Consider the following 18,220-nt stretch of genomic DNA (forward strand, 5'->3'; position numbering starts at 1 on the left):
GGCTAGCCCGCCCGGCCGACGCCCCACTCCCCGATCCGGGCCAGCAACGCGTCGCCCGCCGCGTGCTCGGCGTGCCCCATGCCCGGCTCCAGCCACAGTTCGCCCTGGTCACCGGCGGCCGCGGCCAGCATCCGCGGATGGTCGACGGGGAAGTAGCCGTCGGCATCGCCGTGCACGATCAGCAGGGGGGTCGGGGCGATCCTGCGCACCGCCTCCACCGGGGAGAGGGGCACCGGGTCCCAGTCCCGGTGGTGGATGCGCGTACGGAATCCGTAACGGCCCACGACCCGCCCCTCGGGCCGGGTCACCAGCCAGTGCAGCCGCCGCATGGGCGCGGTGCCCCGGTAGTACCAGCGGGCCGGGGAGCTGACCGACACCACCGCGTCGGTCTGCCGCGGGTGCAGCGCCGCGTGCCGGAGCACCACCGAGCCGCCCATGGAGAAGCCCACGGTCACCACCCGCGCGTGCCCGTGGCTCCGCGCCCAGGCCACCGCCGCCGTCAGGTCGAGCACCTCGCGGTCACCGACCGTGGAGTGCCCGCCGGACCTCCCGTGCCCACGGAAGGAGAAGGTGACCACACCCCCGTACCGGGCGAACGCCGCCGCGATCCGACGCACGTGCGGGCGGTCCACCGCGCCGGTGAACCCGTGGGCGACGACGAACACGGGATGAGCGGAAGGCGTCCCGGAGATGTCGTGCCCAGCGGCTCCCGGCTCGTACACGGCGTCGATCGCGACGCCGTCGGACGTGCGCAAAAACGCCCGCGACGACATCCGCACACGGCTTCCCCCGCCCGTCTCGGAATGCGGACGATCGGTGGAACGCGCCACATCACCTGCCCGACCAGAGCTCATGTGGGCTATTCTGCTGGGCAGAGGACTCGGGCAGCGAAGCCCCCGGGTCCTTTTGTGCTTTCGGAAGCGTTGTATACGAAGCGGGAAACCGCAGGTGTACGGGGCCTTCGGGATCGCAGAGCGGTGCTGTGCCAACAAACGTCCTCGCAGGGACCGAGGAGGAACCAGACGTATGAGTTCTCTGCTGCTCCTGACCAATGCCCTCCAGCCGTCGACGGAGGTGCTCCCCGCCCTCGGCCTGCTCCTGCACAACGTGCGAGTGGCCCCCGCCGAGGGCCCGGCCCTCGTGGACACCCCCGGCGCCGACGTCATCCTCGTCGACGGCCGCCGTGATCTGCCGCAGGTCCGCAGCCTCTGCCAGCTGCTGCGCTCCACCGGCCCGGGCTGCCCGCTCGTCCTCGTCGTCACCGAGGGCGGTCTCGCCGCCGTCACCGCCGACTGGGGCATCGACGACGTCCTGCTGGACACCGCCGGCCCGGCGGAGGTCGAGGCGCGGCTGCGCCTCGCCATGGGACGGCAGCAGATCGTCAGCGACGACTCCCCCATGGAGATCCGCAACGGCGACCTGTCGGTCGACGAGGCGACGTACTCCGCCAAGCTCAAGGGCCGCGTCCTCGACCTCACCTTCAAGGAGTTCGAGCTCCTGAAGTACCTCGCCCAGCACCCCGGCCGCGTCTTCACCCGGGCCCAGCTGCTCCAGGAGGTCTGGGGCTACGACTACTTCGGCGGTACGCGCACGGTCGACGTGCACGTACGACGGCTGCGCGCCAAGCTGGGCCCCGAGCACGAGTCGCTGATCGGCACCGTCCGGAACGTCGGTTATCGATTCGTTACGCCGGAGAAGCCGGAGAAGATGGAGCGGGTCGCCGAGGAGGCGAAGGCCAAGGCAAAGACGGACAAGGCGGACGAGTCAGCCGCCCTGGACGCCGCTGAGGCCCGCGCCAGGGCGTGACAGGCGTACTGGGGCGCCGACCTGGGCATCGCTTCCCGCACAGGGCGCCCCGGACGGCGGTCGGGATATCGTACAGAACCTCCTTTACGCCCTGCCCACGGCCGGTATATCCGCGTAGACTCCGCGCGTGGCCAAGGTGACTCGGGATGATGTGGCGCGGCTGGCAGGGACTTCCACTGCCGTGGTCAGCTATGTCATCAACAACGGACCCCGGCCGGTCGCCCCGGCCACGCGCGAGCGTGTCCTCGCCGCGATCAAGGAACTGGGGTACCGGCCCGACCGGGTCGCCCAGGCGATGGCCTCCCGGCGCACGGACCTCATAGGCCTGATCATCCCGGACGCCCGCCAGCCCTTCTTCGGGGAGATGGCGCACGCGGTCGAGCAGGCCGCCTCCGAGCGCGGGAAGATGGTGCTCGTCGGCAACACCGACTACGTGGGCGAGCGCGAGGTCCACTACCTGCGTGCCTTCCTGGGCATGCGGGTCTCCGGCCTGATCCTCGTCAGCCACGCGCTCAACGACCTGGCCGCCGCCGAGATCGAGGCCTGGGACGCCCGCGTGGTGCTGCTGCACGAACGCCCCGAGGCCATCGACGACGTCGCCGTCACCACGGACGACCTGGGCGGCGCCGAGCTCGCCGTCCGGCACCTGCTGGAGCACGGATACGAGTACGTCGCCTGTATGGGCGGCATAGCCGAGACGCCCGCGGTCGGCGACCCGGTCTCCGACCACGTCGAGGGCTGGCGCCGCGCGATGGACGAGGCCGGGATCTCCACCGAGGGCCGCCTCTTCGAGGCCCTCTACAACCGCTACGACGCCTACCAGGCCGCCCTGAAGATCCTGTCCGGCCCCGAGCGCCCGCCGGCGATCTTCTGCTCCACCGACGACCAGGCGATCGGCCTGCTGCGGGCGGCGCGCGAGCTGCGCATCGACGTCCCGGGCGAGCTGGCGGTGGCCGGCTTCGACGACATCAAGGAGGCGGCGCTCACCGACCCGCCCCTGACGACGGTCGCCTCCGACCGTCCGGCGATGGCCCGGGCGGCCGTCGACCTCGTCCTCGACGACGGGCTGCGGGTCGCGGGGGCCCGGCGGGAGCGGCTGAAGGTGTTCCCGTCGCGGCTGGTGACCCGGCACTCCTGCGGTTGCGCGTAGCCTCCGGCGGTTCAGGCGGCGGGCGTCTTTATATCGGGCATACGAGGTTCTGTCGGGCTTCTCAGCAAGCACTCAGGAAGCTCTCATGGTCGGGCGACAAGCTCTGTTCCATGACCGAGAGCTTCCACCGCAGTGGCGAGTACGAGAACCCTTACGAGGGTCAGCAGCAGGCCCCGGTGAACCCCGAGTGGCCGCCCCCGCCGGCGTACGCCCCGGCACATGCTCCGCATCCGAAGAAGCGCGGCCGTGGCCCCCTCGCCCTGATCGCCGCCGTGGCGATCGTCGCGGCGGCGATAGGCGGCGGCACCGCCTACGGCATCCAGGAACTGACCGGCAACGACACCGTCGCCTCCAGCTCCACCAGCACCACCGTGGTGCCTTCCAGCCAGAAGGGCACGGTCGCCGGGGTCGCGAAGGCGGTCAGCCCGAGCATCGTCGAGATCAGCGCCGACTCCAACGCCGGCTCCTCCACCGGCTCCGGCGTGATCATCACGAGCAACGGCGAGATCGTCACCAACAACCACGTCGTCGCCGGCGCCTCGCAGATCAAGGCGACCACCAGCGACGGCAAGTCGTACACCGCGAAGGTCGTCGGCACCGACAGCAAGAAGGACCTGGCGCTGATCAGGCTGGAGAACGCCTCCGGCCTGAAGGCGGCCACGCTCGGCGACTCGGCAGGGCTCCAGGTCGGCGACCAGGTCGTGGCGATCGGCTCCCCCGAGGGGCTGTCCGGCACCGTCACCAGCGGCATCATCTCGGCCCTCGACCGTGACGTCACCGTCCCGACCGAGGAGGGCCAGGACCAGGGCCAGCAGCAGTGGGGGCAGGGCCAGGGGCAGGACGGCGACCAGTGGCCGTTCGAGTTCGGCGGACGCCAGTTCAACGGCGACACCGGCTCCGACACCACGACGTACAAGGCGCTCCAGACCGACGCGTCCCTCAACCCTGGCAACTCCGGCGGCGCGCTGATCGACATGAACGGCAACATCATCGGGATCAACTCCGCGATGTACTCGCCGACGAGCCAGGCCTCCTCGTCCTCCGACGCGGGCAGCGTCGGCCTGGGCTTCGCCATCCCGATCAACACCGTCAAGGCCGACCTGGCGAAGCTGCGGGCGGGTTCGACCGACTGAGTCCGAGCACCTGACCGTGAGGAGTACGGCGATGATCCAGCAGATGGTCCACACGGAGCCGGGCGCCGACCCGGCGGCAGTCGGGCTGGCCCTGGCGGTGGCGTACGCCCTGCATGCGCCCGCCGGCCGGGCACCGGAGGTGCCGGCCAAGGCACCCCGGCGCGGCGGCCGGGCCGCGCCGGCCCGGCGCCGCGCGGTACGGGGCTGACGCTCCTCCCGGCACCACCCGCCGACGTGCGACGCTGAGACCGTCAGAGCACCCCCGTCCCCCTTCACACCCGAGGACCCCGACCCATGAGCCCCGCAGACGGCGACCGCGACCCGCAGCGCATCCTGATCGTCGACGACGAACCGGCCGTACGCGAAGCACTCCAGCGCAGCCTCGCGTTCGAGGGGTACGGGACCGAGGTCGCCGTCGACGGCGCGGATGCCCTGGAGAAGGCGGCGGCCTACCGGCCCGACCTGGTCGTCCTCGACATCCAGATGCCGCGCATGGACGGTCTGACAGCCGCGCGCCGCATCCGCGCCACCGGCGACACCACGCCGATCCTGATGCTCACGGCCCGCGACACGGTCGGCGACCGGGTCACCGGCCTCGACGCGGGTGCTGACGACTACCTGGTCAAGCCGTTCGAACTCGACGAACTCTTCGCCCGCATCCGCGCGCTGCTGCGCCGCAGCACCTACGCGACGGCCGTGGGCGCGGCCGCCGCGGCCGACGAGGACGCGCTCACCTTCGCCGACCTGCGCATGGACCTGTCCACGCGTGAGGTCACGCGGGGCGGTCGGCAAGTGGAGCTGACCCGGACGGAGTTCACGCTCCTGGAGATGTTCATGGCGCACCCGCGCCAGGTCCTCACCCGTGAGCAGATCCTCAAGGCCGTCTGGGGCTTCGACTTCGAGCCGTCGTCGAACTCCCTCGACGTGTACGTGATGTACCTGCGGCGCAAGACCGAGGCGGGCGGGGAGCCGCGCCTGGTCCACACGGTCCGGGGCGTCGGTTACGTGCTGCGGCAGGGCGGCGCGGAGTGAGTTCCCGGACGCGCAGGGCCGTACGGCGTTTCCGCTCCCTGCCGATCCGCTCCCGACTGGCCCTGCTGGTGGCGGCGGCGGTGGCGTTCGCGGTGGCGGCGGTGTCGGTGACCTGCTGGTTCATCGTGCAGGGGAAGTTGTACGACGAGATCGACAACGACCTGAGGTCGTCGGTCGGGCCGCTGCGTTCGGACGACTTCCAGCGCCTCACGCAAGACTGCCGTCAGACGCCTACCGACGAGCTGGGCATGGGGTCGCGGCCCAAGAGCTATGGGCAGTTGGTCGAGGTCGACGGCAACGTGTGCCTTTTCCCGAGCTCCACGGCACAAGTGCAGGTCAGCGGCGATGACAAGGCGGTGGCCAAGGATCCCGACCCGAACCAGGGCCATATCCGTGACGGCACCGACAACGAGGGCAACAAGCTGCGCGTCCTGACCACCGCGGTCGTCATCAAGGACGGACCCCTGACGCAGGGGGTGGCCGCGGACTACTCCCTCGTCATCGCCCTGCCGCTCAAGGGAACCCAGTCCACGCTCAACGAACTGGCGCTGATCCTCGTGCTGGTCTCCGGCGTGGGAGTGCTCGGCGCCGGAGCCGCCGGCCTGGCCGTGGCCCGGGCCGGGCTGCGCCCCGTCGACAAGCTGACCGAGGCCGTCGAGCACGTGGCCCGCACGGAGGATCTGAACATCCGCATCCCCGTGGAGGACGACAGCGAGGACGAGATCGCCCGCCTGTCCCACTCCTTCAACTCCATGACCTCGGCCCTGGCCAGCTCCCGTGACCTCCAGCAGCAACTGATCGCGGACGCCGGCCATGAACTCCGCACTCCGCTCACCTCCCTCCGCACCAACATCGAACTCCTCACCCGCAGCGAGGAAACGGGCCGCCCCATCCCCGAGGCGGACCGCAAGGCGCTGCTCGCGTCGGTGAAGGCACAGATGACGGAACTGGCCACGCTCATCGGCGATCTTCAGGAACTGTCCCGCCCGGACCCCGGCCAGCACTCGGAGCGGACTCAGATCGTGGCCTGGCAGGACACGGTGGAGTCGGCGCTGCGGCGAGCGCGGCTGCGCGGACCGGAACTGACGATCACGGCGGACGTCGAGCCCTGGTTCGTCCGCGCGGAACCCTCCGCCCTGGAACGGGCGGTGGTCAACATCCTGGACAACGCGGTGAAGTTCAGCCCGGAGGGCGGCCTGATCGAAGTCCGCCTGACCGAGGGCGTCCTCACGGTCCGCGACCACGGCCCGGGCATCCCCGCCGACGAACTCCCCTACGTCTTCGACCGCTTCTGGCGCTCCCCCGGCGCGCGGTCCCTGCCGGGCTCGGGCCTGGGCCTGTCGATCGTGGCCCGGACGGTCCAGCAGGCGGGGGGCGAGGTGTCGCTGTCCCGGGCGGACGGGGGAGGCACGGTGGCGACGGTACGACTGCCGGGGGCGGCAGTTCCACCGCCGGAGGATCCTCCTACTTCTTGACGTGGGTGAGGAACGACGCCCAGGGGCTCGCGCCGAACACGAGTATCGGGCTGTGCGGGAGCTTGCTGTCTCGGACCGGGACTACGTCGGGGCAGTTGTCGGCGACCTCAAGGCAGTTGTTGGCCCCGCCGTCACTGTAGGTCGACTTGCGCCAGACGGCAGTGGTGAGATCGAGGGTGGGCATCATGATCCGTGCTCCTCCAGTACGTCCCTGATGAACGCCAGCGAGTCCGACGGGGACAACGCCAGATCCCGCAACCGATCGTAGGACAAGCAGTGGTCCAGGACTTCCTCCGGATCGTCCATCAACAGGCCAAAGCTATGGCCCTCCGTATAGGCCACCGCGCTGGTGTCCTTCTGCCACAGCAGGGTCAGAGATCCCTTGCCCATGAGGTGGTGGACCCCGGCGGAGAAGGGGAGCACCTGGACGACGACGTTCGGTCGCTGCGCGACTGCTTCGATGCGCAACAGCTGGCCCTTCCACGTCTCCGCGCTGGCCGAGGGGCGGCGCAACGCCGACTCGTCGATGACGAAGCGCGCATGGGGTGCCGGGTCCTTGCTCAACAGAAGCTGCCGCCCCATGCGCGCGGCCACCTGTTCCTCGACTTCCTCAGTGCTGCCAGGTGTTGTCTGAGGGCCAGACAACACCTCCCGGGCGAACTCCTCCGTCTGCAGCAGTCCAGGCACGTTCGGTGTGTACACCCGCAGGAGACGCGCCGTCGCCTCCAGCGCCATGTACCTCTTGTACTTGTCCTTGAAGGCGTCGTACCGGGCGATCTTCCAGTGGTGAACCAGCAGGTCACCGCACCCGTAATAGCTGTCCAGGTCCTCCATGACCGCCAGCTTGGACAGTCGCTCGCCCGACTCCAGGCGGCTCAAGTAGCTCTTGTCGTAGCCGGTGTCCTCGGCCAACTGCCCGAGCGACTTGCCCTCCTTCTCCCGCAGAAACCTCAGCGTCCGCCCCAGCACGGCCCGTCCTCCGTCAACCACTTCGCTCACGTCACCCCTCACCGTTGCCTGGAGCGCCAGGCAACACCTGGCCTCTTCCGCAGCGTACGTGCGAGCCGTAACGATGAAGGCACGAACGGTAATCACCGCTCGTCAAACCCCTGCCTGCCTCCCGGAAGGGACACCCATGCGCCTGCGCCTGCGCGCCGCCGAGCTCTGCGAGTCACTGCTCCTCACCCGCGTACGGCTCCTGCTGCCCGCCCGAGGGCGGCATCGAGCCGTCGAGCCCGCCCTGCCGCGGCCGTTGCCCCCGCCGATGCTCCTGCGCCCCCTCCAGCCGGAGCCGCTGGAACTCGACACCCCTCTCGTCCGGCCCTACCTCCGCGCCCTGGAGGTCTACGCATGAGGCTGCTCCCCTGGACCGGGGCCGACGGCAAACCCTGTTACCTCTCCACCGACGACCCCGACAGCCCCCTCTCCCGACTCGCCGACGACGTCGAGGCCGCTCAGCTCGCGTCCGCCGAGGCCGTGCTCGCCGGTGCCAGAGCCGTACTGCACGACCCCAAGGCCGGTGAGCACGCTGTGCGTTGCGCGTTGGCGCGGGCCGTGGAGTCCCTGGGCGACGTGCTGCGGATCGCTGTCGGTCGCGGCGCCGGCACCCGATAAGGCAGGACATACACCCCGCGCACCTGTCGATGTCCTGTCATACCCATCAGTAGCGCACACTCCTGCCGCTGTTCTGACATCTTCATCGCCGTCACAGAACGACAAGCAGGAGTGAGCCCCCCACATGCGTCTCATTCGCACGTCAACTGTCAGGAAAATCGGCGCCGTTGCCGCCTCCGCCGCCCTCGCCGTGACCGGTCTGCTGGCCGGCGCGGGGACCGCCTCGGCCGGCCCCGCCGGGGCGACGAACATCCGGGGTGTCGACCCCGGGGACACCGACCGGATGATCGAGCGGCTCTGTAGCCAGGAGACGAGCCTCACGGGCGTGTACGGCGCCCTGAACGTCGACACCGGTGAGTTCAAGACCCGGGACGAGTACCTGCGGGACGTCTTCGGGCTGTGGAAGCCGGCCGGGCCGTGGGAGCTGTTCCGCGGCTGGTGCGGGTACGCCGAGGCCTCGACCTGGTCGGTCAAGGGCGAGACCGTCCGCACATCCCGCTGGATCGGGAACAAGGGGTCCGCCGACGACAAGGAGACCTTCGTCAGCAGCTACAGCACCAAGACGTTCGCGAAGAAGAGCGTCGGCGGCGAGATCAGTCTCTCCCTCGCCAAGAGCATCTTCAGCGGAACCGTGGGAGGCAGCGCCGGCTACGAGTGGGGCTGGGAGAAGGAGTCCCGGTTCGAGACCCGGAGCGAGAAGACGATTCCGCCGTGCCGGCAGGTCGCCGTGACCTGGACGCCGTACCAGCGCGTGGTGCGCGTGAACCCCGTCTTCCACGTCGAGGACTACCAGTGGGACAAGGGCGACGGGGAGCGGACCGTGCACAGTTGGCGTGACCGCGGGTACGAGACGATCTACTCGCACGGGTACTACATCGACGGCATCTCCGACAAGCTCCTGCCCAGCGGTCAGCCCGACGGCCGTGAGGACAAGATCGAGGAGAAGCTCGACCCCAAGTCCTGCATCCAGTAGGGCGCCTGGAGCGGCAACCTTTCCGTGTGGGGCGGCGACTGATCAGCGGTCATTCCCCCACACGGAACGGATCGCCGTATGAGTGAGCCGCGCAGCAAGGCCCAGCACCGTCGCCGCAGAAGCCGCACCGCCCTGGCGGTCGGGGTCCCCCTGGCCCTGGCCGCCGCCGGCACCTTCACCTACGGCGCCGACCTCGGTGTCCTCGGCAGCAGTGTCCAGGAGGCCTCCGCCGCCGCACCCGCCTGGGCGGCCGACACCGCCGACGGTTTCGCCTCCGTCAACTCCCTCGGGCAGAACGGGACGTACGGCGGGCGGGGCGGGAAGACCGTCACCGTCAAGACGCTCGCCGATCTGGAGAAGTACGCGACCGCGGCCGAGCCCTACGTCATCGTCGTCGCCGGCACCATCACGATGAACCCCGTCGGCAAAGAGATCAAGGTCAAGTCCGACAAGACCATCGTGGGGCAGGGGACCGCCGGGCACATCGTCGGCGGCGGGTTCTTCCTCGGCCAGGGCGTGCACAACGTGATCATCCGGAACCTGACCATCCGGGACGCGTACCAGGGGATCTGGAACGACAAGGACCACGACTTCGACGCGATCCAGCTGGACGGCGCCCATCACGTGTGGATCGACCACAACGATCTGCGGCACATGGCCGACGGGCTCATCGACGTCCGCAAGGACTCGACGAACGTCACCGTCTCCTGGAACAAGCTGAGCGACAACAACAAGACCTTCGGCATCGGCTGGACCGAGAACGTCAAGACCGACATCACGATCCACCACAACTGGATCCGCGAGACCGAGCAGCGCAACCCGTCCACCGACAACGCCGCCCACGCGCACCTCTACAACAACTTCCTGGAGGACGCCCCGGGCACCGCCATCACGTCCGCGTACGGGAACTACTCGCGCGGCGGTACGAGGATGGTGCTGGAGAACTCCCTCTTCCGGGGCGTCAAGAACCCCGTCATCAAGGACAGCGGGGCCGCCGTCGTCCAGCGCGGCAACTCCTTCTCCGGCACCAGCGGTCGCAACGAGAGCGGCGGGACCGCCTTCGACCCGAAGTCGTACTACCCCTACACCCTGGACAAGGCCGCCGACCTCCCGGCGGTCCTCAAGGCCGGTGCCGGTCCCCGCGCCTCCATCGGGACGACCGCCGCCGCCACCAAGGCCGCGGCCGCCACCACCCTCACCGTCGCCCAGGACGGCAGCGGCCAGTACCGCACCGTGCAGGCCGCCGTGAACGCCGTACCGGCGAACAACCCCGCGCGCGTCGTGATCGCCGTGAAGCCGGGGACGTACCGGGAACTGGTGAAGGTGGCCGCCAACAAACCGCACGTCACCATCCAGGGGACCGGTGGCAGCCGCAAGGACACGACGATCGTCTACAACAACGCCTCGGGCACGCCGAAGCCCGGCGGCGGGACGTACGGCACCGGCGGCAGCGCGACCGTCGCCGTCGAGGCCGACGACTTCCAGGCGCGCAACCTGACCATCTCCAACGACTTCGACGAGAAGGCCAACCAGAACATCAAGGACCAGCAGGCCGTCGCCCTGCGGACCGCCGCCGACAAGGTGTTGCTGGACGGGATCATCGTCAGCGGGGACCAGGACACGCTGCTGCTCGACACCGCCTCGAAGGACCGCCTCGGCCGGGTCTACGTCAGCAACTCCTACGTGATCGGCAACGTCGACTTCATCTTCGGCCGGGCCACGGCCGTGGTCGACAAGTCCGTCATCACGCTGAAGAAGCGCTGGAACGGCACCTCGGCCGGGTACATCACCGCACCGAGCACCGCGGCGAACCGCAAGGGCATCCTGATCGCCAACTCCACCGTGAACGGCGACGTCTCGGCCGGGAGCTTCCACCTCGGCCGGCCCTGGCATGCGGGCGGGGACGCGTCCCTCGATCCGCAGACCACCGTCCGCAACACCAACCTGAGCAACGCGATCAAGTCCACCCCGTGGACCGACATGAGCGGGTTCTCCTGGAAGGACGACCGGTTCGCCGAGTACAAGAACTCCGGCGCGGGTGCGGGGTCGGCGAGCACCGACCGCCCCCACCTGAGCGACGCGCAGGCCGCGAACCAGGAAGTCGCGGACTGGCTCGCGGGCTGGACGCCTTCGGCGTCCTGAACGGCTCCCTTCCGGGTCCGGCTGACGAGCGGCGCCGGACCCGGAAGGGCCACCACCTGAGGGGTGCTTACCGCTTCCAGGCGTAGTGCAGCCGGTCCAGGCCGCTCTGGTTGTTCACCGTCAGGCTGAGGTTCGTGCCCGTGCCCTGGAGCGTGGTGAGGGAGTAGGTGTCACCGTTGCGCAGGCCCGGCCAGTAGACTGAGCCGAGGCCCAGTTCCCGGATGGTGTCGGTCGCGGCCTGGATGTAGGCGATCTCGTTGGAGGTGCCCACCGGGCCGTTGTAGTCCAGGCCGGTGGTCATCGAGGCGCCGAACTCGTCGAGGATCGTGCGGGAGGCGCAGTCGCCGATGCGGCTCTTGAAGTCGGCCTTCCACTGGTCGACGCTGGTCCAGTCGGTGTGCCAGAAGCCGTAGTTGTGCAGGGCCAGGCGCGTGCCCTTCAGGCGCGGGTCGGCGCAGACCGGCTTGACGTCCTCGCTGTACTTGTAGCCGCCGATCAGGATGCGGTCGCGGGGTATGAAGCGGTGCGTGCTCACCCACTTCGCCGCGATGTCCGTCCACTCCTGCGCGGTGTAGCCGAACGGTTCGTTCATCGGCTCGAAGTACACCTTGGAGTTGCCGGCGTAGGCGGAGGTGATCCGCGCCCACATCCGGTCCCAGGACGCCTGGTCGTCGATCTTGCCGTCCTTGGCGTTGTCGGCCTCCCAGTACCCCAGGATGACCTTGAAGCCCTTGGCGGTGGCGGCGTCGATCGCGCCCCGGTACGACTTCCAGAACGGGCCGTTGACCGAGGTCGGGTTGACCGGGAGGCGGACGGTGTTGGCGCCGAGCTTGGAGAACCCGCCGATGATCGCCTTGGACTTGGCGTAGGTGGTGGCGTAGCTGTCGGAGGTGGACAGGCCCGAGGGCACGACCGCGTCGTCGGCGTAGTTGTCGCGCGGGTCGGCCCAGTTGACGCCCTTGAAGTCGCTGACGGGCGGCGGAGTGGCGGGGCGGTGGGCGGGAGAGGCGGCGGCGGGGGAGGCGAGCGCTCCACCGAATGCCGTGACGCAGGCCAGCAGCGCCCCCACGCACGCTGTTCCGCGATGGGTCTTGTGAGACACGACATCCCCTTCTGAGCATGTGCGAAGGTGAGCAGCCCACAGACGGACCGCCCAGTGGAGCACGAAACTAGAAGGAGACTCGAACAGAGGTCAACACATCAGCACACAAAGTTTCACCCAGGGCTCCCGGCCGGGCCGTTCCTCAGCCGCCCACCGTCAGCCCCGAGCCCGACAGCCGCACCCGGATGCCGTCCTCCTCCACCCGTACGTCCTCCAGCTTCACGTCCCCCTGCTCCGGCTTCGGCAGTTCGAACGCCAGGGCCAGCCGGTCGGCCAGGACCGGGCGGGTCAGGCCCGAGAGCTCGCCGAGGAGGTCGGGGTCGAGTCCCAGGCGCCTGAGCACCTCGGGGTTGTCCAGGGCGAGGTCGATGAGGTTCAGGCGCTGGGCCTGGCGGGCGAAGCGCGGGGAGCCGGTCAGCTCGGCGAGCTTGCCGTCGTCGGCCAGAGCCTGGTCCACGGTCGCCTCGGGCACGCCCATGCGCTGCACGATGGCCGGGACCGACAGCAGCGCCTTGGCCTTGCGGGTCTCCCGGGCCAGGCCGGCGGAGGCCTCGGGCGTCAGGTGCAGGCCTTCCGAGGCGCGCTTGCCGGGGCGGTAGGTGGCCAGGTTCCCGATGTCCAGGCGCATGCCGCCGATCTCCGTGGCGATGCCCCGCTCCCCCTGCCGCTGGATCCGGGCCTCGGCCCGCAGCTTCAGGTTGTGCCCGGCGACCGGCAGGGTGCCGCGCGCCCGCACCCGGTCCCGGCCCTCACCGCTGAACGTCACCTGGGACGCGCCGAGTTCGCGGTTGAGGTCCGCGAAGGACAGCATGACGTCCCCGTCGAAGCGCGGGACGTCGGCGCCGCGCACGGAGGTCAGGCCGTCGGCGTTGAGCGTCACGTCGTGGGCCGTGGCCGACACCTTGGCCAGCGAGACCCGGTCGGCCGCGACGTCCGGGACGGTCACCTTCACCGACTCCAGCCGCTTGTCGGCGAGCTGGGTGAGGAAGGGGAAGCCGCCGATCTCCACCTCGGGCGCGGCGGCCAGGTCCAGGCGGTCCTTGAGGGTGTCCGCGGCCCGGTGCTCGGCGTACAGCACGGCCCAGCGGTCGCCGAGGGCGGCGAACGAGGCGAGGACGACCAGGCCGACCACCGCCTTCACGGCGAGCGGCAGCCCGGCGAAACGATTCTTTCGACGTCGGCCGCCGCGGCGGTGGTCGGGCGGCGACCACTCCGGCTCCGGCTCGTGCCGCTGCTCGGCGTCATCGCCGAGAAAGTCCTCCAGAGGGGTCGCCTCCAGAGGCCCGTCGTCGAGTGCGCCGAGTTCCTCGTAGGGGTTGCGGGGCTGCTCGGAGCGGTCGTCGGGATGATGCGTGTCCATGCGGTGGGGGGTGCGCATCGTCTCATCCGACCATGCGCACCGCCCCGTCCCGCAACTCGAACCCGCGGTATGCGACTTACTTCACGATCGTGATGCGGTCCGCCTTCGGCGGTGCGATCGGGTTCGCGGCCGAGGAGTTGGCCGTCAGGTACTGCTCCAGCGCGGTCAGGTCGTCGGAGCCGACGACGTCGTTCGTGCCCTGGCCGAGGGTCGGGAAGCCGTCGCCGCCGCCCGCGAGGAAGCTGTTCGTCGCGACGCGGTAGGTGGCCGCCGGGTCGATGGCCGAGCCGTTCAGCCTGATGCTGTCCGTGACCACCCGGTCGGCACCGGACTTGGTGAGGTCCAGCGTGTAGGTCAGGCCGGACGAGACCTGGAGGACCTTCGGGGCCGCCGCGTTGGGGCCGGTCACCTGCTCCTTGAGCACCTGGATCAGCTGCGCGCCCGTGAAGTCCTGGAGGTTCACGGTGTTCGCGAACGGCTGGACGGTGAAGCCCTCGGCGTAGGTGACGACGCCGTCGCCCTCGGCGGCCTTGGCCGCGTAGGTCAGGGGCGCCCGGATACCACCCGGGTTCATCAGCGCCAGGTCGGTCTCCGGGTCGAGCTTCTTGCCGTGGGCGAGCTGGGCGTCGGCGATGAGGTCGCCGAGCGGCGACTCGGTGCCGGTGTTGCCGATGTCGCCGGAGATGTAGCCGATCGGCTTGTTGCCGATGGGCGCGGCCAGCGTGTTCCACTTGCTGATCAGCTCGGTCATGTCGGGCGCCTTGGGGACGTCCCGGGTGACCACGCGGTTCGCGGACTTCACCGCCGTACGGGCGATGTCGCCGGTCCTGCGGTCGTAGGTCAGCGTGGTGTCGGTGTAGAGGCGGCCGAAGGACGCGGCCGAGGTGACCATGCGGGGCTTGCCCGCCGGGTCGGCGATGCTGCACACGTACGCGTTGTGGGTGTGGCCGGTGACGAGCGCGTCCACCTGAGGCGTGACGTTCTTGGCGATGTCGACGATCGGGCCGGAGATGCCGTCCCCCGCACCCGGCGCGTCACAGTCGTAGTTGTACGACGTCGACGCCGGGAAACCGCCCTCGTGGATGAGCGCGACGATCGACTTCACGCCCTGCTTCTGGAGCACCTTGGCGTACTTGTTGATCGTCTCGGTCTCGTCCTTGAAGGACAGGCCCTTGACGCCCTCGGCCGAGACGATGTCCGGGGTGCCCTCCAGGGTCACGCCGATGAAGCCGACCTTGACGCCGTTCTTCTTCCACACCCAGTAGGGCTTGAGGATCGGCTTCCTCGTCTTCTCGTCGAGGACGTTGGCCGCGAGGTAGGGGAAGTCCGCGCCCTGGAACTTCTGGTCCGTGTAGCAGCCGTCCTTCGGGTGGCAACCGCCGTTCTGGAGGCGGGCCAGCTCCTTGGCGCCCTCGTCGAACTCGTGGTTGCCGACCGAGGTGACGTCGAGGTCGAGCTTGTTCAGCGCCTCGATGGTCGGCTCGTCGTGGAACAGCCCGGAGATCAGCGGGGACGCCCCGACCATGTCGCCGCCGGCGGCCGTGATGGAGTACTTCTCGCCCTTGCGGGCCTGGCGCAGGTGCGTGGCGAGGTACTCGACACCACCGGCGTCGATGGTCTTCGTCGTGCCGTCGTGCTGGTGCTCGGTGACCCGGCCGGACGAGCCCGCCGGCGGCTCCAGGTTGCCGTGCAGGTCATTGAAGGACAGCAGCTGCACGTCCTGGTAGCGGCCGGGCCAGTGCCCGCCCTCACGGTGGTCCTCGCCGGCCGTCGCCGAACCCGGCAGCCCGGCGGCGGCCAGCGCGCCGACGGTGACGACACCGGCGGCGAGAGCGGCGAAACGGTTCGTACGACGTCTCCGGCGCTCCGGATGCGCCGGTGAAGTGGCTGGCATACGCCCCCCTGTGGGTCTGCTGGGACAGTGATGTCGTCCGGCGCAGCCTAGAGTCAACGCGCGTAGCGCGACAGGCCTTTCCGGGTTACGACCTGGTTGCTTCTTTGCCGCCGTTTTGCCGGTGGCGCCCCGTACCCTCGTACGCATGACCAGCGACGACACCGTACGGCCAGGCCACCCCCGCTCGATCGAGACCCTTGCCGCGCTCTCCGCGGAGCAGACCGAGGCCGTTCTCGGGCTGCTCGACGAGGCGGCCCGGACCGACGGGCAGCAGGCGGTGTCCGAACAGGGCCGGTTGCAGCTGCGGGGCGGCGAGCGCGAGGGCGTGTCCCATCTGCTGCTCACCGCCGGCGGGGAACTTGTCGGTTATGCCCAGTTGGAGGACACGGACCCGGTGGAGCCGCCGGCCGCCGAGCTGGTGGTGCATCCCGGGCATCGCGGGCACGGGCACGGACGCGCGCTCGGCTCGGCCCTGCTGGCCGCGTCGGGCAAGCGGCTGCGGGTGTGGGCGCACGGCGGGCACTCCGCCGCCCGGCATCTCGCGCAGGTCCTGGGCCTGACGCTGTTCCGTGAACTGCGTCAGATGCGACGGCCGTTGACCGACTTCGACGCACCCGAGCCGGTGCTTCCCGAGGGTGTCACCGTGCGGACCTTCGAGCCGGGCCGCGACGACGCGGCCTGGCTCGCGGTGAACGCCGCCGCCTTCGCCCACCACCCCGAGCAGGGCTCCCTCACCCAGCGCGACCTCGACGACCGCAAGGCCGAGCCGTGGTTCGACCCGGCGGGGTTCTTCCTGGCCTTCCGCGGCGACGAACTCGTGGGCTTCCACTGGACCAAGGTGCACGCCGAGGAGGGCCTGGGCGAGGTGTACGTCCTCGGTGTGGGGCCGGGCGCGCAGGGCGGCGGCCTCGGCAAGACCCTGACCACGATCGGGCTGCGGCACCTGGCGCGGCAGGGACTGCCGACGGCGATGCTGTACGTCGACGCCGACAACAAGGCGGCGGTGTCGGTGTACGAGCGGCTGGGATTCACCACGCACGAGGTGGACCTCATGTACCGGACGGAGACCTGAGGCTTGCTCCCGGTCCGTGACCTGCGCGTCCGCCCCGCCGCCGAGACCGACCTGACCGACCTCGTGCGCCTGCGCGACGACGCCGCCCGGTGGATGCTGGCCCGTGGTGTCACCGGGCAGTGGCGGCCGGGTGAGCTGGACGAGGACCACTTCCGCCGGGTCATGGCGCACGGCGAGGTCTGGCTCGCGGAGGCCGGCGGGCGCCTCGCGGGTGCCTGGGAGCTGTGGTGGGAGGACGAGGACGCCTGGGGCCCGCAGCCGCCCGTGGCCGGGTACGTGCACCGCCTGATGGTGGACCGGACCGTCACCGCACCCGGTACGGGCCGGCTGCTGCTGGACGCCGCCGAGCGCCGGGTGGCCGGGGCGGGGCGCACCCGGGTGCGCCTGGACTGCCTCGCGGGCAACGCGCAGCTCAACGCCTACTACGCCGACGCCGGTTACCGCGTCGTGGGACACAAGGCGGGCAAGCCGCAGCCGGGCGGGCCGCCCAAGTCCTTCACGCTGATGGAGAAGCGGCTCCGCTAGGTGGGAGTTGCGCCCAAGACGGCCGCCAGAGCTCGCCCTCCGGCGGTCGCGGCCGGGTCGCCACCAGGTGGTCGCGCAGGGCCGCCAGGCCGGGATGCGGGTTGTCCGTCCGCCACAGCAGCGAGTGCGGGTAGACCGGGACCGGATCCACGAGCGGGACGAGCCGCAGGTCGTGGCCGACCGGCCAGACGTGCGGGGTGCGTTCGCTGAGGAAGGTCGCCACGGTCGGGGAACCGGCGATCGTGTCGAGGAGCGCCTCCAGACCGAAGTTGGGCCCGATGGTGTCGATGGCCGGCCCGAAGACGGCGGCCAGTTCCTCGTAGTAGGCGTGCCACTCGGTCCCCGGCACGTTGCCCGGCATCCAGATCCGGTGTCCGGCGAGCTGCGCGGTCGTCACCTTGTCGGCCCGGGCGAACGGATGGCCGGGGCCGACGCACAGCCGCAGCGGCTCGTCGAGGACCGGGGTGGCCGTGATGCCTTCGGGGAGCCGCTGCCCGGGCATGGTGACGGCCCGGAAGGTGGCGTCGACGGCCCCGTCCCGCACGGCCACCACGGCCGTCTCGACGTCGAACAGCGTGACGACGTCCAGCGCGGTCTCCGGGTGGGCCCGGTGGAAGTGCTGCACCAGTCCGCCGGTGGCGGCCCGGCGTCCCACGACGTCCACCCGCAGCGCCCGGTCCCCGGGCCGGACGGCGGCCGTCGCCCGCTCCTCGGCCCGGAGCAGGACCCGGGCGTGCGGCAGCAGGGCCTGCCCGTCGATGGTGAGTTCCGCCCCGCGCGGCGTCCGGAGCAGCAGCCGCACCCCGAGGTCCTTCTCCAGCGCGGCGATCCGCTTGGACACGGCCTGCTGAGTGAGGCCCAGATCCACGGCGGCCTTCTGGAACTGCCCGGAGTCGGCGATCGCGACGAAGGCCCGTACGGCTTTGAGGTCCACGAGGGGCA

The 18,220-nt window shown here is 70.3% G+C and carries 19 protein-coding genes; 12 read left to right on the forward strand and 7 right to left on the reverse strand.

Translation table 11 applies throughout. The features are described 5' to 3' along the window. Positions 1 to 2: 2 nt before the first annotated feature. Entirely contained in the window at positions 3 to 854 is an 852-nt protein-coding gene (locus tag OO68_RS30340; protein WP_209442633.1) for an alpha/beta hydrolase, read from the reverse strand. A gap of 172 nt (positions 855 to 1,026) precedes the next feature. On the opposite strand from OO68_RS30340, the gene OO68_RS30345 reads away from it, so the two are divergent. The 6 genes from OO68_RS30345 to OO68_RS30365 all read left to right on the forward strand — a co-directional run bounded on the left by OO68_RS30345 (position 1,027) and on the right by OO68_RS30365 (position 6,596). Beyond that, positions 1,027 to 1,806 (forward strand): response regulator transcription factor, encoded by a 780-nt coding sequence (locus OO68_RS30345; protein WP_033312348.1) that lies wholly within the window; start codon positions 1,027 to 1,029, stop codon positions 1,804 to 1,806. A gap of 127 nt (positions 1,807 to 1,933) precedes the next feature. Then, a complete protein-coding gene (locus tag OO68_RS30350) occupies positions 1,934 to 2,956 on the forward strand; it encodes a LacI family DNA-binding transcriptional regulator (RefSeq protein WP_078625532.1) in 1,023 nt (340 codons plus the stop codon). A gap of 110 nt (positions 2,957 to 3,066) precedes the next feature. Next, positions 3,067 to 4,089, forward strand: coding sequence for a S1C family serine protease (locus tag OO68_RS30355; RefSeq protein ID WP_033312350.1), 1,023 nt, complete (start codon positions 3,067 to 3,069; stop codon positions 4,087 to 4,089). Positions 4,090 to 4,120: 31 nt separating this feature from the next. Next, positions 4,121 to 4,297 carry a hypothetical protein gene (locus tag OO68_RS46965; RefSeq protein WP_167345927.1) on the forward strand — a complete coding sequence of 59 codons (177 nt, stop codon included), beginning with the start codon at positions 4,121 to 4,123 and terminating at the stop codon, positions 4,295 to 4,297. 86 nt (positions 4,298 to 4,383) lie between these two features. Continuing rightward, positions 4,384 to 5,121 (forward strand): response regulator transcription factor, encoded by a 738-nt coding sequence (locus tag OO68_RS30360; protein WP_033312351.1) that lies wholly within the window; start codon positions 4,384 to 4,386, stop codon positions 5,119 to 5,121. Further along, on the forward strand, positions 5,118 to 6,596 hold the full coding sequence (locus OO68_RS30365) for a sensor histidine kinase (RefSeq protein ID WP_033312352.1): 1,479 nt from the start codon (positions 5,118 to 5,120) through the stop codon (positions 6,594 to 6,596). The genes OO68_RS30360 and OO68_RS30365 overlap by 4 nt, the downstream gene beginning before the upstream one ends. Here the strand turns inward: OO68_RS30365 and OO68_RS30370 are convergent. Together OO68_RS30370 and OO68_RS30375 are read right to left on the reverse strand one after the other, a co-directional pair. Beyond that, positions 6,586 to 6,783 (reverse strand): DUF397 domain-containing protein, encoded by a 198-nt coding sequence (locus OO68_RS30370; protein ID WP_033312353.1) that lies wholly within the window; start codon positions 6,781 to 6,783, stop codon positions 6,586 to 6,588. The two genes, OO68_RS30365 and OO68_RS30370, sit on opposite strands and share 11 nt — an antisense overlap. Beyond that, positions 6,780 to 7,595 (reverse strand): helix-turn-helix domain-containing protein, encoded by an 816-nt coding sequence (locus OO68_RS30375; protein ID WP_245237219.1) that lies wholly within the window; start codon positions 7,593 to 7,595, stop codon positions 6,780 to 6,782. The genes OO68_RS30370 and OO68_RS30375 overlap by 4 nt, the downstream gene beginning before the upstream one ends. A 136-nt stretch (positions 7,596 to 7,731) precedes the next feature. Here OO68_RS30375 and OO68_RS30380 point away from each other — a divergent pair, with 136 nt between their 5' ends. From OO68_RS30380 to OO68_RS30395, 4 genes are all read left to right on the forward strand, one after another. After that, complete coding sequence (locus tag OO68_RS30380; RefSeq protein WP_033312354.1) at positions 7,732 to 7,950, forward strand: hypothetical protein; 219 nt, start codon at positions 7,732 to 7,734, stop codon at positions 7,948 to 7,950. Beyond that, positions 7,947 to 8,210, forward strand: a complete 264-nt coding sequence (locus OO68_RS30385) for a hypothetical protein (RefSeq protein ID WP_033312426.1) — start codon at positions 7,947 to 7,949, stop codon at positions 8,208 to 8,210. The genes OO68_RS30380 and OO68_RS30385 overlap by 4 nt, the downstream gene beginning before the upstream one ends. A 124-nt stretch (positions 8,211 to 8,334) precedes the next feature. Then, positions 8,335 to 9,183: a hypothetical protein gene (locus OO68_RS30390; RefSeq protein WP_033312355.1), complete on the forward strand. Its 849-nt coding sequence runs from the start codon at positions 8,335 to 8,337 to the stop codon at positions 9,181 to 9,183. Positions 9,184 to 9,261: 78 nt separating this feature from the next. After that, entirely contained in the window at positions 9,262 to 11,325 is a 2,064-nt protein-coding gene (locus OO68_RS30395) for a pectinesterase family protein (RefSeq protein WP_033312356.1), read from the forward strand. 67 nt (positions 11,326 to 11,392) lie between these two features. Here the strand turns inward: OO68_RS30395 and OO68_RS30400 are convergent, their stop codons facing one another. The 3 genes from OO68_RS30400 to OO68_RS30410 all read right to left on the reverse strand — a co-directional run bounded on the left by OO68_RS30400 (position 11,393) and on the right by OO68_RS30410 (position 15,681). Continuing rightward, the gene (locus OO68_RS30400) at positions 11,393 to 12,427 is read right to left on the reverse strand and encodes a glycoside hydrolase family 5 protein (protein ID WP_033312357.1); all 1,035 of its coding nucleotides are present in this window, start codon (positions 12,425 to 12,427) and stop codon (positions 11,393 to 11,395) included. Between the two features lie 142 nt (positions 12,428 to 12,569). Further along, complete coding sequence (locus OO68_RS30405; RefSeq protein WP_033312358.1) at positions 12,570 to 13,805, reverse strand: LmeA family phospholipid-binding protein; 1,236 nt, start codon at positions 13,803 to 13,805, stop codon at positions 12,570 to 12,572. A 58-nt stretch (positions 13,806 to 13,863) separates the two neighbouring features. Next, on the reverse strand, positions 13,864 to 15,681 hold the full coding sequence (locus tag OO68_RS30410; protein WP_033312359.1) for a bifunctional metallophosphatase/5'-nucleotidase: 1,818 nt from the start codon (positions 15,679 to 15,681) through the stop codon (positions 13,864 to 13,866). Between the two features lie 145 nt (positions 15,682 to 15,826). On the opposite strand from OO68_RS30410, the gene mshD reads away from it, so the two are divergent. Then, the gene (gene mshD / locus OO68_RS30415) at positions 15,827 to 16,753 is read left to right on the forward strand and encodes a mycothiol synthase (protein WP_033312360.1); all 927 of its coding nucleotides are present in this window, start codon (positions 15,827 to 15,829) and stop codon (positions 16,751 to 16,753) included. Between the two features lie 3 nt (positions 16,754 to 16,756). Beyond that, the gene (locus OO68_RS30420) at positions 16,757 to 17,278 is read left to right on the forward strand and encodes a GNAT family N-acetyltransferase (RefSeq protein ID WP_033312361.1); all 522 of its coding nucleotides are present in this window, start codon (positions 16,757 to 16,759) and stop codon (positions 17,276 to 17,278) included. Here the strand turns inward: OO68_RS30420 and OO68_RS30425 are convergent. Beyond that, positions 17,250 to 18,212 (reverse strand): LysR family transcriptional regulator, encoded by a 963-nt coding sequence (locus OO68_RS30425; RefSeq protein ID WP_033312362.1) that lies wholly within the window; start codon positions 18,210 to 18,212, stop codon positions 17,250 to 17,252. The genes OO68_RS30420 and OO68_RS30425 overlap by 29 nt on opposite strands. Positions 18,213 to 18,220 lie beyond the last annotated feature (8 nt).

The organism is Streptomyces iakyrus (genome assembly GCF_000717055.1).
Lineage (GTDB): Bacteria > Actinomycetota > Actinomycetes > Streptomycetales > Streptomycetaceae > Streptomyces > Streptomyces iakyrus.